This is a genomic window from Bacillus sp. V33-4, assembly GCF_002860225.1.
Classification (GTDB): Bacteria; Bacillota; Bacilli; order Bacillales; family Cytobacillaceae; genus Bacillus_BJ; species Bacillus_BJ canaveralius.
On sequence record NZ_PGVC01000026.1, the window covers coordinates 1 to 15914 of the forward strand.

16 protein-coding genes, 1 rRNA gene and 1 other annotated feature are annotated in these 15914 nt (G+C 43.9%); of the genes, 16 read left to right on the forward strand and 1 reads right to left on the reverse strand.

Annotated features, from left to right (window positions below; translation table 11 throughout):
* Nucleotides 1–6 precede the first annotated feature (6 nt).
* Nucleotides 7–122, forward strand: a 5S ribosomal RNA gene (gene rrf / locus CVD23_RS10290).
* Between the two features lie 124 nt (nucleotides 123–246).
* Here rrf and CVD23_RS22470 read toward each other — a convergent pair.
* Nucleotides 247–381: a hypothetical protein gene (locus CVD23_RS22470; protein ID WP_257985637.1), complete on the reverse strand. Its 135-nt coding sequence runs from the start codon at nucleotides 379–381 to the stop codon at nucleotides 247–249.
* Nucleotides 382–752: 371 nt separating this feature from the next.
* Here CVD23_RS22470 and CVD23_RS10295 point away from each other — a divergent pair, with 371 nt between their 5' ends.
* From CVD23_RS10295 to sigH, 15 genes are all read left to right on the forward strand, one after another.
* A complete protein-coding gene (locus CVD23_RS10295; protein WP_101576253.1) occupies nucleotides 753–1214 on the forward strand; it encodes a CtsR family transcriptional regulator in 462 nt (153 codons plus the stop codon).
* A gap of 24 nt (nucleotides 1215–1238) precedes the next feature.
* Nucleotides 1239–1787: a UvrB/UvrC motif-containing protein gene (locus CVD23_RS10300; RefSeq protein ID WP_101576252.1), complete on the forward strand. Its 549-nt coding sequence runs from the start codon at nucleotides 1239–1241 to the stop codon at nucleotides 1785–1787.
* A 20-nt stretch (nucleotides 1788–1807) separates the two neighbouring features.
* Nucleotides 1808–2854 carry a protein arginine kinase gene (locus CVD23_RS10305; RefSeq protein WP_374702631.1) on the forward strand — a complete coding sequence of 349 codons (1047 nt, stop codon included), beginning with the start codon at nucleotides 1808–1810 and terminating at the stop codon, nucleotides 2852–2854.
* A 16-nt stretch (nucleotides 2855–2870) separates the two neighbouring features.
* Nucleotides 2871–5315, forward strand: coding sequence for an ATP-dependent protease ATP-binding subunit ClpC (gene clpC, locus CVD23_RS10310; protein WP_101576250.1), 2445 nt, complete (start codon nucleotides 2871–2873; stop codon nucleotides 5313–5315).
* 173 nt (nucleotides 5316–5488) lie between these two features.
* Nucleotides 5489–6871 (forward strand): DNA repair protein RadA, encoded by a 1383-nt coding sequence (gene radA / locus CVD23_RS10315; RefSeq protein ID WP_101665950.1) that lies wholly within the window; start codon nucleotides 5489–5491, stop codon nucleotides 6869–6871.
* Between the two features lie 285 nt (nucleotides 6872–7156).
* Nucleotides 7157–8239 carry a PIN/TRAM domain-containing protein gene (locus CVD23_RS10320; RefSeq protein WP_101576248.1) on the forward strand — a complete coding sequence of 361 codons (1083 nt, stop codon included), beginning with the start codon at nucleotides 7157–7159 and terminating at the stop codon, nucleotides 8237–8239.
* Between the two features lie 18 nt (nucleotides 8240–8257).
* On the forward strand, nucleotides 8258–8962 hold the full coding sequence (gene ispD, locus CVD23_RS10325) for a 2-C-methyl-D-erythritol 4-phosphate cytidylyltransferase (protein ID WP_101576247.1): 705 nt from the start codon (nucleotides 8258–8260) through the stop codon (nucleotides 8960–8962).
* 2 nt (nucleotides 8963–8964) lie between these two features.
* A complete protein-coding gene (gene ispF / locus CVD23_RS10330) occupies nucleotides 8965–9447 on the forward strand; it encodes a 2-C-methyl-D-erythritol 2,4-cyclodiphosphate synthase (protein ID WP_101665951.1) in 483 nt (160 codons plus the stop codon).
* A gap of 71 nt (nucleotides 9448–9518) precedes the next feature.
* Nucleotides 9519–10976 (forward strand): glutamate--tRNA ligase, encoded by a 1458-nt coding sequence (gene gltX / locus CVD23_RS10335; RefSeq protein ID WP_101665952.1) that lies wholly within the window; start codon nucleotides 9519–9521, stop codon nucleotides 10974–10976.
* A 42-nt stretch (nucleotides 10977–11018) separates the two neighbouring features.
* Nucleotides 11019–11354, forward strand: a binding site (T-box leader).
* 47 nt (nucleotides 11355–11401) lie between these two features.
* On the forward strand, nucleotides 11402–12082 hold the full coding sequence (gene cysE, locus CVD23_RS10340; protein ID WP_257985638.1) for a serine O-acetyltransferase: 681 nt from the start codon (nucleotides 11402–11404) through the stop codon (nucleotides 12080–12082).
* On the forward strand, nucleotides 12063–13460 hold the full coding sequence (gene cysS / locus CVD23_RS10345; RefSeq protein ID WP_101576243.1) for a cysteine--tRNA ligase: 1398 nt from the start codon (nucleotides 12063–12065) through the stop codon (nucleotides 13458–13460). Before cysE ends, cysS begins: the two co-directional genes overlap by 20 nt.
* A 7-nt stretch (nucleotides 13461–13467) precedes the next feature.
* Complete coding sequence (locus CVD23_RS10350) at nucleotides 13468–13893, forward strand: Mini-ribonuclease 3 (RefSeq protein ID WP_101576242.1); 426 nt, start codon at nucleotides 13468–13470, stop codon at nucleotides 13891–13893.
* Nucleotides 13890–14633 (forward strand): 23S rRNA (guanosine(2251)-2'-O)-methyltransferase RlmB, encoded by a 744-nt coding sequence (gene rlmB / locus CVD23_RS10355; protein WP_101665953.1) that lies wholly within the window; start codon nucleotides 13890–13892, stop codon nucleotides 14631–14633. The genes CVD23_RS10350 and rlmB overlap by 4 nt, the downstream gene beginning before the upstream one ends.
* Before the next feature lie 3 nt (nucleotides 14634–14636).
* On the forward strand, nucleotides 14637–15143 hold the full coding sequence (locus CVD23_RS10360; RefSeq protein WP_101576240.1) for an NYN domain-containing protein: 507 nt from the start codon (nucleotides 14637–14639) through the stop codon (nucleotides 15141–15143).
* Nucleotides 15144–15234: 91 nt separating this feature from the next.
* Nucleotides 15235–15867 carry an RNA polymerase sporulation sigma factor SigH gene (sigH, locus tag CVD23_RS10365; protein WP_180955626.1) on the forward strand — a complete coding sequence of 211 codons (633 nt, stop codon included), beginning with the start codon at nucleotides 15235–15237 and terminating at the stop codon, nucleotides 15865–15867.
* Nucleotides 15868–15914 lie beyond the last annotated feature (47 nt).

A 15914-nucleotide genomic window follows, 5' to 3' on the forward strand; every position in this document is an offset into this window, starting at 1 on the left:
AAATAGTTTGGTGGCGATAGCGAGAAGGTCACACCCGTTCCCATCCCGAACACGGAAGTTAAGCTTCTCAGCGCCGATGGTAGTTGGGGGTTTCCCCCTGTGAGAGTAGGACGCCGCCAAGCGCATACAAAAGAACAGCCGATGATGGTTGTTCTTTTTTTGTTCGTTAGACACGGAGAAAAAACATCCGCCACACCGTCTTCGCTTAATTAATCACGATTATCGCTTAATTCCTGGATTTTCCGCTTAATTAAGCAGGATTCCGCTTAATTCCTCCGTACTTTCGCGTGAATCACCGGATTTTCCGCTTAATTCTTTTTTACCATCCAACAAATTATCAACATTTTCAATAAAAATTCGTGATTTTCTACGTTTATCCACCTCAAATACTTCATCTCTTTCACAACCAAGCTCATTTTGAAAATAATTTTGCTACATACTCTAAGTCAAGTAGACTTTTAGATCCGAAAATCAGCTAAAAGTCCCTCGGCCAATTCCGAATCAGTCAGCAGATCTGATGTCTCCACTCTCCCAAAACCCCGGTAACTAAAATCACGCAGTTATGTATGAAAATAGTTGATCCGGACTGGAGCTTTTATAATTGGCAAAAGGCTATTACATAGTTGCGCTGCAGGTTTGAGAAAGGGGATTTTGGAGAAAATATAAGGGAGTTCTCAGATCGTTTGCATTCAATTGAGGGTATCATGTATAATGAAAGTCAAATATAGTCAAAGTCAGATTGGGGGGCTATAATGAGGAATATCTCAGACATTATTGAGCACTATTTAAAGTCCGTTTTGGAACTGAGTGAGAAGGAAATTGTTGAGATTAAGAGAAGTGAAGTAGCCGATAAGTTCCAATGTGTACCGTCTCAGATTAATTACGTTATTAATACCCGGTTTACGGTTGAAAGAGGTTATATCGTTGAGAGTAAGCGCGGCGGGGGCGGTTATATTCGAATTATGAAGGTACAGACCAATGACTTTGCCCATCTAATAAATGATCTTTTGCTGTTAGTTCAGAACCGTGTATCTCAAAGTAGTGCCGAGGATGTAATTTATCGTCTAGCAAATGAAGGGGTTATTACACGAAGAGAAGCTAAAATTATGCTCAGTGTAATTGACCGCTCTGTACTATATATAGACCTTCCCCATCGTGATGAGCTTAGGGCAAGAATGCTGCAGGCGATGTTGACCTCATTAAAATATAAATAATAAGTTGAGCTGAGGGGTGAAATCATGATTTGCGAAGATTGTAATCAGAGGCCGGCAACAATGCATGTTACAAAAATAGTGAATGGCGAAAAGACAGAGGTCCATCTTTGTGAAAAATGTGCTCAGGAAAAAGGCGATATGTTTATGTTCAACAGTGGATCGGGGTTTTCGATCAACAACCTATTAGCCGGTCTTCTGAATGTTGAGCCGGCATTCCCGCAATCAACAAAACCGCAGTATGATCAGGATGACATTGTTCAGTGTGAAAACTGCAAGATGACCTTTCCACAGTTTGCAAAGGTGGGCAGGTTTGGCTGCGCAAATTGCTACGATACATTTAAAGAGCAGCTTAAACCAATTTTAAGGCGACTTCACAGTGGCAATTGGAGCCATAACGGCAAAATCCCAAAAAGAATTGGCGGCAGCATCCAAATGCGCCGACGGCTGGATTCTTTGAAACAGAGTCTTATCGAGCTAATTTCGAAGGAAGAATTCGAAAAAGCTGCGCAAGTCAGGGATGAAATTCGTTCAGTGGAAAAAAGCATGAACGAAGCCAATAAGGGAGGGGAGTAAGTGTGTCTCTTAACCGATTTATGAGCCAGGCTGTAAGTTCGTGGATGAGCGCTGAAGGGCCCGATTCCGATATTGTATTAAGCTCCAGGGTCCGCCTTGCTCGAAACCTTAATGAATTTACCTTTTCAACACTTTATTCAAGCGAAGAAGCATCCAGGATATTAAAAACGATTGAAGAACGTGTTCTCACTGGCGGACCGGGCAGCCTTGGAAAATTAGAGCTGTTAAAGATGGAAGAGCTGCAGCCTTTACAAAAAAGGGTTCTGATTGAAAAGCATTTGATCAGTCCGCAGCTTGCCGAAGATTCAAGCTCAGGGGCATGTTTGCTCTCGGAAAATGAAGAAGTCAGCATCATGATTAATGAAGAAGACCATATTCGGATACAGTGCCTGTTTCCTGCTTTTCAGCTGGCAGAAGCACTTGATATGGCGAACAAGGTCGATGACTGGATGGAAGAGCAAGTTAACTACGCGTTTGATGAGAAGCTCGGGTATTTGACGAGCTGTCCCACTAATGTAGGGACAGGGCTACGCGCATCGGTGATGATGCATTTGCCCGCCCTTGTTTTAACTCAGCAAATAAATCGGATCATCCCGGCGATTAACCAGCTCGGATTGGTAGTAAGAGGTATTTATGGAGAAGGCAGCGAAGCGTTGGGAAATATTTTTCAAATCTCAAATCAAATGACACTTGGAAAATCGGAACAAGATATTGTTGAAGATTTAAAAAGTGTCGTCAGCCAGTTGATTTCACAGGAAAGATCGGCGCGGGAAGCATTAGCCAAAACGGCAAACATACAATTAGAAGACAGGGTTTTCCGTTCTTTGGGTACTCTCGCCAACAGCCGAATCATTGAAACAAAGGAAGCAGCTCGCTGTTTGTCAGATGTACGTCTCGGGATCGATATGGGCTTTATAAAAAATGTTTCGAAGACCATTTTAAATGAATTAATGATTTTAACGCAGCCAGGATTTTTACAGCAATATGCCGGCGGCCCTTTGCGACCGAATGAGCGTGATATCCGCCGTGCTACTTTAATACGGGAAAGATTGAAAATGGAAGAATAGACAGGAGGAAGAGCATATGATGTTTGGACGTTTTACCGAGAGAGCTCAGAAGGTGCTGGCGTTGGCTCAAGAAGAAGCGATCCGCCTAGGACATAACAATATTGGTACAGAACATATTCTTTTAGGCCTTGTACGTGAAGGTGAAGGGATTGCCGCTAAAGCTTTGTATGCTTTAGGTCTTGGTTCAGAAAAAATCCAAAAAGAAGTTGAAAATTTAATTGGCACTGGTAAAGAAGTGACACAGACGCCTAATTATACACCTAGAGCGAAGAAAGTAATTGAACTTTCAATGGATGAGGCACGAAAGCTCGGTCATTCATATGTTGGTACTGAACATATTCTTCTAGGGCTTATCCGTGAGGGAGAGGGCGTGGCAGCAAGAGTCTTAAACAATCTCGGCGTCAGCTTGAATAAAGCACGTCAGCAAGTGCTTCAATTATTAGGAAGCAATGAATCGGGAAGCCACCAGGGCGGTGCGTCTGCAAATGCCAACACTCCTACATTGGATAGTCTTGCGAGGGACTTGACTTCGATTGCGCGTGAAGGAAGCCTTGATCCGGTGATCGGAAGAAGCAAAGAAATTCAAAGAGTTATTGAGGTATTAAGCCGCCGTACAAAAAACAACCCGGTACTGATTGGTGAACCTGGTGTCGGTAAGACGGCAATTGCAGAGGGGCTAGCCCAGCAAATTGTCAATAATGAGGTGCCGGAAATTCTCCGCGATAAGCGTGTCATGACCCTTGATATGGGAACGGTCGTCGCCGGAACGAAATATCGCGGTGAATTCGAAGACCGCCTTAAAAAAGTAATGGATGAAATACGCCAGGCTGGCAATATCATTTTGTTTATTGATGAACTTCACACATTGATTGGAGCAGGGGGAGCTGAAGGCGCAATTGATGCTTCCAATATCTTGAAGCCGTCACTTGCCCGCGGTGAATTGCAATGTATTGGCGCGACAACTCTTGATGAATATCGAAAATATATTGAAAAAGACGCCGCGTTGGAACGGCGCTTCCAGCCAATTACGGTCGATGAGCCAACTGTTGAAGAATCCGTTCAAATTTTAAAAGGACTTCGAGATCGTTACGAAGCCCATCACCGTGTTTCGATCACGGATGAATCGATTGATGCGGCAGTTAAGCTGTCCGACCGCTATATCTCAGACCGTTTTTTACCGGATAAAGCGATCGATTTAATTGATGAAGCCGGTTCAAAAGTAAGACTTCGTTCCTATACAACTCCTCCGAATTTGAAAGAGCTTGAACTGAAATTGGAGGAAGTAAGAAAAGAAAAAGATGCAGCTGTTCAAAGCCAGGAGTTTGAAAAAGCAGCTTCATTAAGAGATACCGAGCAACGCCTGCGTGAAAAGCTCGAAGAAACGAAAAAGAACTGGAAGGAAAAGCAAGGTAAAGAAAACAGTGAGGTTACTGTCGAAGATATTGCGCACGTTGTTGCGAGCTGGACAGGTATCCCTGTTGCCAAGCTGGCCCAAACAGAAACAGATAAGCTGTTGAACCTTGAAGAAATTCTTCATTCACGAGTAATTGGGCAGGAGGAAGCTGTAAAGGCAGTTTCCAAAGCAGTTCGCCGTGCCCGTGCCGGCCTGAAAGATCCAAAGCGCCCAATTGGCTCATTCATCTTCCTTGGACCGACTGGTGTCGGTAAAACCGAGCTTGCCCGTGCTCTAGCGGAATCAATGTTCGGGGATGAGGATGCGATGATTCGGATCGACATGTCGGAATACATGGAGAAGCATTCGACATCACGCCTTGTCGGTTCACCGCCGGGATACGTTGGATATGATGAAGGCGGTCAGTTGACCGAAAAGGTCCGCAGAAAACCATATTCAGTCATTCTGCTCGATGAGATTGAGAAGGCTCACCCTGATGTATTTAATATCCTGCTTCAAGTATTGGAGGACGGACGCCTGACAGATTCGAAAGGGCGCACGGTCGATTTCCGCAATACCGTACTGATCATGACTTCTAACGTCGGAGCTGAAGCGCTGAGACGAAACAAATATGTCGGCTTTAATATTCAGGATGGAGAGCACGATTATAAAGATATGAAAGGCAAGGTAATGGAAGAGTTAAAGAAAGCCTTCCGACCTGAATTCCTCAATCGTATCGATGAAATTATCGTCTTCCATGCTCTTGAGAAGCCACACTTGAAAGAAATTGTCTCATTAATGTCCGATCAATTAACAAACCGCTTGAAGGAGCAGGACATTAATTTAGAGCTGACAGATGCAGCAAAAGAGAAAATTTCTGAAGAAGGATACGACCCTGAATACGGAGCACGTCCGTTGCGACGTGCTATTCAGAAGCATATTGAAGACCGTTTGTCTGAAGAACTGCTAAAAGGCAAGGTCTTAACCGGCCATCATGTCATTATTGATGTGGAGGACGGCGAGTTTGTCGTCAAAGCGGCTGAAGAAAGCGGGAAAGTTAAACTGTAGGGAAAAGCATTTGTTTTTAAACTAAACATCGTGAGGTACGCGTAAATAAGCACCATTTACGTGTACCTCTTTTTTTGTTTCCTGAGATGCTTCGAGATTTTCGAAAAAGAGGACAAGATACCTTATAATAAAGTGAAAGACATCGTTACGCCCCATTGGAGAGGAAGAAATTGATGGCAAAGAAAAAAACAAAGTTTATATGTCAAGAATGCGGGTATGAATCCGCGAAATGGATGGGAAAATGCCCGGCATGTGGAGCATGGAATAAGATGGTTGAAGAAATTGAACCGGCCAGTACAGGAAGGCGTGGAGCATTTGCCCATTCACAGGGAGCATCGGCTGCCGTGGCTAAAGCAACCCCGATTACTGCGATTGAAACAACAAGCGAACCGAGAATTACGACAGACATGCAAGAACTGAACAGGGTGCTTGGCGGAGGAGTGGTTAGAGGGTCATTAGTACTGATCGGCGGGGATCCGGGGATAGGCAAATCGACATTGCTGCTGCAAGTGTCGGCGCAGCTTGCAAAAAAAGAGCATTCGGTTCTCTATATATCAGGTGAAGAGTCCATGAGGCAAACGAAATTGAGAGCGGATCGCCTTGGAGTAACCTCTGAAAACCTGAACGTTTATGCAGAAACAAATTTGGAGGAAATCAGCCGAACGATTGAAGGGATGTCGCCGGGCTTTGTGATCGTTGATTCGATTCAAACGATCTATCATCCCGAGATAACTTCGGCTCCGGGAAGCGTTTCACAGGTTCGGGAATGTACAGCAGAATTAATGAGAATTGCTAAAACAAAAGGGATTGCGATTTTTATCGTAGGACACGTTACGAAGGAAGGTTCAATCGCTGGCCCCCGTCTTCTCGAGCATATGGTCGACACCGTTCTATATTTTGAAGGTGAACGGCACCATACATATCGAATCTTGCGTGCCGTGAAAAATAGATTTGGCTCGACAAATGAAATGGGTATTTTTGAAATGAAGGAATTTGGGCTTGAAGAAGTGGAAAATCCTTCGGAGATTTTTCTCGAGGAACGGTCGCAGGGGGCATCAGGGTCAACTGTCGTCGCTTCTATGGAGGGGACTCGCCCTGTATTGGTTGAAATACAAGCGTTAATTTCACCGACCAGCTTTGGAAATCCAAGAAGGATGGCGACCGGAATTGACCATAACCGGGTATCGCTGTTGATGGCGGTGTTGGAAAAGAGAGTTGGGATGCTTTTACAAAACCAGGACGCCTATTTAAAAGTGGCCGGCGGTGTCAAATTAGATGAACCTGCCATTGATTTGGCAGTTGCAGTCAGCATCGCTTCAAGCTTTCGCGACAAACCGACCCGAGCTTCAGATTGTATTATTGGCGAAGTTGGATTGACCGGCGAAGTAAGGCGTGTCTCAAGAATCGAGCAGAGAGTCCAGGAAGCAGCGAAGCTTGGGTTTGAGAGAGTCATTCTGCCTGAAAATAATTTGGGAGGCTGGACAGAGCCGTCGGGCATTCAGCTTGTAGGAGTTTCTTCCGTCAGCCAGGCCCTTCAGGCCGTGCTTGGGGGATAAGGAGATCTTCGCCCGTACAGTAAAATTCACTGGGATTTAAAAAATTAGATTGAAATGACAAAAGTCCTATGATAAAATAAAAACCTTTATTATTTGACACTTCATTTTTGCGATGCTACCCTTAAAGATGGAATATTGTCCTTTAGCCATAAGGATTATCTTTTTTATTCACTTGAGAAAGTTATTTTAAGATAACAAGATTGACCATAAAAAAATGAAATTAATCTGCAATACTACGTTTCAATTTATAGAATTTGTTTATAATGGTTAGAAGGAGGTGAAGGAATGTTAAAACGTATCATTCAAGCGTGCTTCCTTATTATCGGCGGAACGCTTGGCATATTTTTAATACCTGATTTATTAACATTGGTGAGTGCAGACAACATTCTATTTTTAAATAATGGGTATGTGGCTGCCATTCTAGGTGCACTTATATTTTATTTTATTAGTTTCTGGGCCATTGATTATGTTGTCAACTTTGTCAGATGGTTCGAAGACTCCTTGGTGAAGGCGCCGATTACAGATATCATTTTTGGAAGTGTGGGGCTGGCATTCGGCCTTGTTCTTGCATTCCTGATTGGGTTTGCGCTCAATGCGATTCAAGTGCCTGTGTTGAATACGGTAGCGCCCACTGTACTAACGCTTTTATTTGGCTACCTCGGTTTCCAGGTCGGTTTTAAAAAGAGAGACGAGCTTTTAAACCTGTTTGCGAACCGAAAAAAGAAGCCTGTTGATGAAGAACAGGATCCGCATGCCAATAATTCTTTAAAGATTCTTGATACGAGTGTAATCATTGATGGAAGAGTAGCGGATATATGCCAGACTGGCTTTCTGGAAGGCACTATTGTCATTCCGCAATTTGTTCTTGAGGAGCTGCAGCATATCGCTGATTCATCGGATGCTTTGAAACGAAATCGCGGCCGCCGCGGACTTGATATCCTGAATCGCATCCAGAAAGAACTGGCCATGAAAGTCGAGATTTACGAAGGCGATTTTGAAGAGATCCAGGAGGTTGACAGCAAGCTTGTTAAATTAGCAAAAATAACAAGCGGCGTCGTTGTTACAAATGACTTCAATTTAAATAAAGTGTGCGAACTTCAGAATGTTTCTGTTTTAAATATTAATGATCTAGCTAATGCCGTTAAACCGGTCGTTCTTCCGGGCGAAGAGCTCAATGTACAGGTTATTAAAGATGGCAAAGAATATAATCAGGGTGTTGCCTATCTTGATGATGGCACGATGATTGTGGTGGAAGACGGCCGCGATTTTATCGGCAAACGAATTGATGTTGTAGTTACGAGTGTCCTGCAAACATCAGCCGGACGCATGATCTTTGCAAAACCGAAGCTATTGGAAAAAGCTTTATAGTGAGATAGGGGTTAGTCTATGGCTTACCAGGTTATTATTCCTGCAGCCGGTCAGGGGAAAAGAATGGGAGCCGGCAAGAACAAGCTTCTCGTTCATCTTCACGAAATTCCGGTTTTCATTCATACGTTAAGAGTGTTCGAGGCAGATCACGCGTGCAGTGAAATCGTTTTAGCTGTTAATCCTCAAGAAGAACCGGAAATAAAGAGATTGTTAAAGGACTACGGCATTCAAAAAGTACATTCACTTGTTGCGGGCGGAACAGAGCGGCAGCATAGTGTGTATAACGCCATCAAAACGCTGAAAAACGATGGTATCGTTCTCGTTCATGATGCCGCTAGGCCTTTTATTGATATACCGATTATTCATCAACTGGCCGAGGTGGCGGAACGAGACGGGGCGGCGATTGTTGCTGTTCCGGTAAAGGATACGATTAAAAAGGTTCAAGCGCGTAAAGTGGTTACAACGATTGAGCGTTCAAGCTTGTGGGCAATTCAAACCCCACAGGCTTTTCGCGTTTCGCTTTTGCTTAAGGCGCATAAGGACGCGGCGGAAAGCGGGTTTATCGGCACCGATGATGCAAGCCTCATCGAGCGGATCGGCGTTCCCGTAACTGTCGTCGAAGGCAGTTATGACAATATTAAGCTTACAACACCGGAGGACCTTTTTTTCGCCGAAGCTATTATGAAAAAAAGGAACTCCGCGATTAAAAACAAAGGGGAATGAGAATGTTTCGGATTGGACAGGGCTTTGATGTTCATCAATTAATAGAGGGCCGTCCGCTTATTATTGGCGGCATTGAAATTCCATTTGAAAAAGGCCTGTTAGGGCACTCGGATGCAGATGTTCTTTTACATACGATTGCTGACGCATGCTTAGGTGCGATCGGGGAAGGCGATATCGGCAAACACTTTCCAGATACCGATCCCACTTTTAAAGATGCTGATTCCGCGCAACTGCTGGAGCATGTCTGGAAAATCGTGTCGGAACGGGGCTATGAGCTCGTCAATGCCGATTGTACCGTTATTGCCGAGAAGCCGAAGATGGCTCCTTATATTGATAAGATGCGGGACCGTATTGCCGGTCTTCTCGGTACATCCACGCAGTATATCAATGTAAAGGCAACCACGACAGAGAAACTTGGATTCCCCGGACGCGGCGAAGGCATCGCGGCCCAGGCGGTAGTTCTTTTAAAAGAAAAAAATGCATAACGCAGCTTTATTACAATAAAGCACAATGATACAATGAAGCAAGCAAAGCTCGTTAACAAGGAGGAAGTACTATGTCGAAGGAAGTCCGTGTCCGCTATGCTCCGAGTCCGACTGGACATTTACATATTGGAAATGCCCGTACAGCGTTATTTAATTATTTATTCGCCCGGAATCAAGGCGGCAAATTTATTGTCCGTATTGAAGATACCGATAAAAAGCGCAATATTGAAGGCGGAGAAGAAAGCCAGTTAAAATATTTAAAGTGGCTTGGCATCGATTGGGATGAGAGCGTTGATAATGGTGGAGATTATGGCCCTTATCGGCAATCCGAACGAAATGCGATCTATGAAAAATACAATGAAGAGCTGTTGGGAAAAGGCTTGGCTTATAAATGCTATTGTACGGAAGAAGAATTGGAAGCCGAACGTGAAGCTCAGGTTGCGAAAGGGGAAACTCCCCAGTATTCGGGGAAATGCCGCCATCTGAGTGCAGCTGACCGCGAACAGCTCGAAGCGGAAGGCCGAAAACCAAGCATCCGTTTCCTTGTTCCTGATGGCAAAGTATACTCTTTTGATGATATGGTGAAAGGGAATGTTTCCTTTGAATCAGATGGGATTGGCGATTTTGTTATTGTGAAGAAGGATGGAATGCCAACTTATAATTATGCGGTTGCTGTTGATGACCATTTGATGAAAATATCGCATGTTTTACGGGGCGATGATCATATTTCTAATACGCCGAAGCAGTTAATGATTTTTGAGGCGCTCGGCTGGGAAGCACCGGAATATGGTCATATGACGCTGATCGTTAATGAAAGCCGCAAAAAACTGAGCAAGCGTGATGAATCAATCATTCAGTTTATTGAGCAATATGAGGAATTAGGTTATCTACCTGAAGCCCTGTTTAATTTTATTGCGTTATTGGGCTGGTCTCCTCAGGGGGAAGAAGAAATTTTCTCCAAGGAAGAGCTTATTGACATATTCGATCCAAACCGCCTGTCGAAATCGCCGGCTTTATTTGATAAACAAAAACTGACGTGGATGAACAATCAATATGTGAAAAAGCTTGAGCTGGACAGACTGGTTGACCTGGCTCTGCCGCATTTAATCAATGCCGGACGAGTCAGCGACAATTTGTCTGAAGAGGAGCGGATCTGGGTGCGGAATTTGATTGGGCTTTACCAGGAAAAAATGAGCTTCGGTGCTGAAATTGTTGAGCTGACGGATATGTTTTTTACCGATGAAGCAGACTATGACGAAGAAGCGAAGGCTGTATTGCAAGGTGACCAGGTTCCTGAAGTGATTAAAGCTTTTTCAGCGGAGATTGATGACCTGGTTGAGTTTACAGCGGATCATATCAAAGCGGCCATGAAAAATGTACAAAAAACAACAGGACAAAAAGGCAAAGATCTTTTCATGCCGATTCGGGCTGCTGCGACAGGACAAACACACGGACCAGACCTGCCGAAAGCCATTGAATTGTTAGGAAAAGAAAAAATTCTGAAGCGTTTACGAAATATTATTAGTTAACATATCCGGCCAAATGTAATATAGTAAGAGTAATTCTATAATATGAAAATGTTGAAGAGGAAAAGTAGAAAAATGATGCTTGCCAGAGAGGACCATCGTCGGCTGAAAGTGGTTCAAGCCGCTTATTTTTTGAAATGCACCTCTGAGTCCCTTGTCGAAACTAAACCTGTAGACTCGGGCGGACTCCTTCCGTTAACAGGATAAAAGTTGAAGCCTAATATAGTGAGCAACAGCACCCAGGCTCCCAAAGCGTAAGACCTTTCGTGCGATAATGTGAACTGCCGAAAGCATCTGACCTTTGGACGATTGGGAAGAGTGTACCCTCGCTTTTCTTTATGGCTTAAACAGAGTGGAACCGCGCGGATAAGCGTCTCTGTCTATGTACAGAGGCGCTTTTTTTATGGAAATAAAACAGGAGAGTATACGTGGAGGGAAGAACCATGTTTAAAATAATGAAAGAAGATATAGAGGTTGTTTTCGAACAGGACCCGGCGGCAAGAACTTATTTAGAAGTTATTCTTACTTATTCCGGGCTGCACGCCATCTGGTCTCATCGTTTTGCGCACAGTTTTTATAAGCGGAAGCTCTTCTTTATAGCGAGGGTCATTTCACAGATCAGCCGCTTTTTTACCGGTATTGAAATTCATCCCGGTGCGAAGATTGGGAAGCGCTTCTTTATTGACCACGGCATGGGGGTTGTCATTGGTGAAACCTGTGAAATTGGCGATAACGTCACGGTGTTTCAAGGAGTTACCCTGGGGGGAACCGGCAAAGAAAAAGGAAAGCGGCATCCGACGGTAAAAGACAATGCCTTGATTGCAACGGGGGCCAAAGTCCTCGGATCGATCACGATTGGTGAAAATTCCAAAGTCGGAGCGGGTGCTGTCGTCCTTCAGGATGTGCCCCCGAATTCTACGGTTGTTGGAATTAAAGGGAGAATAGTCGTTAAAGATGGAATTAGGGTGAAGGATTTTAACCACACCGATTTACCTGATCCGATTGCAGATCGGCTCAAGGAACTGGAAGCAGAAATAAATAAATTAAAACGTGAATTAACTGAGTTGAGGAACGAAAGGAGTAACATGAATGCCAATTCAAATTTTTAATACGATGACGAGGAAAAAAGAAGAGTTTGTCCCGCTCGAAGAAGGAAAAGTAAAGATGTACGTGTGCGGGCCAACTGTTTATAATTACATCCATATTGGCAATGCCCGTCCAGCGATCGTATTTGATACAGTTCGGCGTTACCTTGAGTTCCGCGACTATAAAGTTCAATTTGTTTCTAATTTTACGGATGTGGATGACAAATTAATTCGCGTCGCAAAGGAGCTTGGTGAAGAAGTTCCTGCGATTGCTGACCGCTTTATTAATGCATATTTTGAAGATGTTTCTGCGCTTGGCTGCAAAAGGGCTGATATCCATCCTCGCGTAACCGAAAGCATGGAGATTATTCTTGAGTTTATCGGCGCGCTAATTGAAAAAGGCTATGCTTACGAATCAAACGGCGATGTTTATTATCGGACGAGAAAGTTTGCAGAATACGGAAAGCTCTCCCATCAATCGATCGATGAGCTTCGGGTTGGGGCCAGGATCGAGCCCGGTGAGAAAAAGCAGGATTCGTTGGACTTTGCCCTTTGGAAAAAAGCGAAAGAAGGCGAAATTGCATGGGAAAGTCCATGGGGAAAGGGGCGCCCAGGCTGGCATATTGAGTGCTCTGCGATGGTAAAAAAATATTTGGGCGATACTATTGATATTCATGCAGGCGGACAGGATTTGGCGTTTCCGCATCATGAAAATGAAATAGCCCAGTCTGAAGCGCTGACCGGAAAAACCTTTGCCCGCTACTGGATGCACAACGGGTATATTAATATTGATAATGAGAAAATGTCGAAGTCGCTTGGGAATTTTGTACTCGTAAACGATATTATTAAGGTTCATGATCCGCAGGTTCTCAGGTTTTTCATGCTGTCTGTCCATTACCGCCATCCGGTTAACTACAGTCACGAATTGCTCGAAAACACAAAATCAGGCCTCGAGCGAATTAAAACCTCTTACCAGAACCTCGTGCACCGAAAGGAAGCAAGCTCGGAATTAACCGACCAAAACGCGGAGTGGCTTGGCAGGATTAACGGGCTTCATCATGAATTCGTTGCCGCTATGGATGACGATTTCAATACGGCAAATGGGATATCGGTTTTATTTGAGCTTTCTAAGCTGGCAAATTATTATATGCTTGAAAAAAATACATCTAAAGAGGTTATCGATGCTTTTATGTCTGAATTTGGGCTCCTTTTTGATATTCTCGGGTTATCTCTTCAGACACAAGAGCTTCTCGATGATGAGGTTGAAGCGTTGATCGAAAAGAGGAATCAAGCCCGTAAGGATCGGGACTTCCAGCTCTCAGATCAAATCAGGGATCAGCTGAAGGACATGAACATCATTCTCGAAGATACTCCGCAAGGCACGCGCTGGAAAAGAGGCTGAACTCTATATGCTTCGTTACGAAAATAAAATCGATGAAAAACAGCTAAACAGTCTTGCTCTTGCCTATCTGGGCGACGGGGTTTTTGAGTTATATGTCAGGCGCCACCTGCTTCAGGGCGGGAAAGTGAGGCCGCATTTTTTGCATAAGGAAGCAACCATGTATGTCTCAGCCAAAGCCCAGGCCCGGGTCATTCATCATTTTCTTGAGAATAGTTTTTTAAGCCAGGAAGAGATTGCGGTGGTTAAAAGGGGACGAAACGCGAAGTCAGGTACGGTTCCGAAAAACACAGATGTGCAAACTTATCGGTACAGTACGGCATTTGAGGCGCTGGTCGGCTATTTATATTTATCCGGAGAAGAAGAAAGGCTTGAGGAAATCATCTCTGCCTGCTTCGCTCTGATTGAAAACGAGAAAGGAGGAACAACATCATGACAGAAGAATATATTATCGGCAAAAATCCGGTTATCGAAGCGCTTAAATCACAGCGGGATATTAACAAAATTTTCATTGCTGAAGGATCGCAAAAAGGTTCAATGCAGCAAATTATCGGAATGGCTAAAGAATCGAAAGTATTGGTGCAACTTGTCCCCAGGAAAAAGCTCGACCAGATGGCGGAAGGAAACCACCAGGGTGTCGTCGCTGCTGTTGCGGCCTATCAATACGCTGAATTGGATGATTTATTTGCCGCAGCTGAGAATAAAAATGAACCTCCTTTCTTTTTGCTGCTTGATGAAATTGAAGACCCGCATAATTTAGGGTCGATTATGCGAACGGCTGATGCAGTCGGCGCTCATGGTATCATTATTCCAAAAAGGAGGGCGGTCGGTTTAACTGCAACGGTTGCGAAATCATCAACGGGAGCTATCGAGTATGTTCCAGTCGTCCGCGTCACCAATATGGCGCAAACAATTGATGAACTAAAGGAGCGGGGTGTCTGGATCGCCGGCACCGATGCAAAAGGCAGGGAAGATTATCGCGCTTTTGATGCGACAATGCCGCTTGGACTTGTGATTGGCAGTGAGGGAAAAGGAATTGGACGGCTCATTCGGGAGAAATGTGACTTTCTCATCCATTTGCCAATGGCAGGACATGTAACCTCATTAAATGCATCCGTGGCAGCTGCCCTTCTAATGTATGAGGTATACCGCAGGCGGCATCCTCTAGAGGGCTAAGATATGGACATCCTCATCGTTGACGGTTATAACATGATCGGTGATTGGCCCGAGCTCAAAAGTTTAAAGATGAAAGATTTAGCCGCAGCAAGAGATGATCTTGTTGAAAAGATGGCTGAATACCAAGCGTATACTGGATATCGTGTCATTGTCGTTTTTGATGCTCATTATGTTCAGGGAACCGAAAAAAAATACCAAAACTATAAGGTTGAAGTTATTTTTACGAAGGAAAATGAAACGGCTGATGAACGGATTGAAAAATTGGCGATTTCTTTAAGTAACAGAAAAACGCAAATCCATGTAGCGACCTCGGATTTCACTGAACAATGGGCTATTTTTGGACAAGGAGCCTTAAGAAAGTCGGCGCGGGAGCTGCTAACAGAAATGAATATGATTGAAAAAGGAATTGAAAAAAAGGTAAAAAAAATTCAGGAAAAAAGACCGGGTGCAAAAATCCCCCTTAGCCAGGAAGTGGCAGAAATTTTCGAAAAATGGCGCCGGGGACAATAAGGTTGGTTGACGCTTAAAAAATACGTACTGTATAATATTTCTATCTATGCGTTTTCAGTCGGAGGGGATCTGTGTGAATACTGACTTCAGGATGAGAATCAACGAAAAGTATACCCAGCTTGATGATGAAGTAATAGTAGAATTGGTCCATAAAGGTGAAAGCGAAGCTCTTGATTTTTTGATCCACAAATATCGCAATTTTGTACGCGCAAAAGCCAGATCTTACTTTTTAATCGGTGCTGATAAAGAAGATATTGTCCAGGAAGGCATGATTGGCCTGTATAAAGCAATTCGCGACTTTCGGGAGGACAAGCTCACCTCTTTTAAAGCTTTTGCTGAACTTTGCATCACAAGACAAATTATTACAGCCATAAAAACGGCAACAAGGCAGAAGCATATCCCGCTTAATTCTTATGTTTCATTGGACAAGCCCATTTACGATGAAGAATCCGACCGTACATTAATGGATGTAATTTCCGGGGCTAAAGTAATGGACCCGGAAGAACTGATTATTAATCAAGAAGAGTTTGATCATATTGAAGTGAAAATGACAGAGCTTTTGAGTGATCTGGAACGGAAAGTACTTGCTTTATACCTGGATGGCCAATCGTATCAGGAGATCTCTGAAGAATTGAACCGCCATGTGAAATCGATTGATAATGCTTTGCAGCGTGTAAAAAGAAAGCTCGAGCGGTATCTTGAAGTCAGAGAATTTTCATTGTAATCGTTGACCGGCCTGAAGCTTGTATTGACACTGATTTTATGCCATGT

Bases quoted from the DNA above. Each gene is read 5' to 3' on its own strand.
- rlmB (WP_101665953.1), top strand. From the start codon at position 13,890: ATGACAGAAGAATATATTATCGGCAAAAATCCGGTTATCGAAGCGCTT.
- gltX (WP_101665952.1), top strand. From the start codon at position 9,519: ATGTCGAAGGAAGTCCGTGTCCGCTATGCTCCGAGTCCGACTGGACAT.
- CVD23_RS10320 (WP_101576248.1), top strand. From the start codon at position 7,157: ATGTTAAAACGTATCATTCAAGCGTGCTTCCTTATTATCGGCGGAACG.
- ispF (WP_101665951.1), top strand. From the start codon at position 8,965: ATGTTTCGGATTGGACAGGGCTTTGATGTTCATCAATTAATAGAGGGC.
- CVD23_RS10360 (WP_101576240.1), top strand. From the start codon at position 14,637: ATGGACATCCTCATCGTTGACGGTTATAACATGATCGGTGATTGGCCC.
- sigH (WP_180955626.1), top strand. From the start codon at position 15,235: ATGAGAATCAACGAAAAGTATACCCAGCTTGATGATGAAGTAATAGTA.
- CVD23_RS10300 (WP_101576252.1), top strand. From the start codon at position 1,239: ATGATTTGCGAAGATTGTAATCAGAGGCCGGCAACAATGCATGTTACA.
- CVD23_RS10295 (WP_101576253.1), top strand. From the start codon at position 753: ATGAGGAATATCTCAGACATTATTGAGCACTATTTAAAGTCCGTTTTG.
- radA (WP_101665950.1), top strand. From the start codon at position 5,489: ATGGCAAAGAAAAAAACAAAGTTTATATGTCAAGAATGCGGGTATGAA.
- cysS (WP_101576243.1), top strand. From the start codon at position 12,063: ATGCCAATTCAAATTTTTAATACGATGACGAGGAAAAAAGAAGAGTTT.
- clpC (WP_101576250.1), top strand. From the start codon at position 2,871: ATGATGTTTGGACGTTTTACCGAGAGAGCTCAGAAGGTGCTGGCGTTG.
- CVD23_RS10305 (WP_374702631.1), top strand. From the start codon at position 1,808: ATGAGCCAGGCTGTAAGTTCGTGGATGAGCGCTGAAGGGCCCGATTCC.
- CVD23_RS10350 (WP_101576242.1), top strand. From the start codon at position 13,468: ATGCTTCGTTACGAAAATAAAATCGATGAAAAACAGCTAAACAGTCTT.
- ispD (WP_101576247.1), top strand. From the start codon at position 8,258: ATGGCTTACCAGGTTATTATTCCTGCAGCCGGTCAGGGGAAAAGAATG.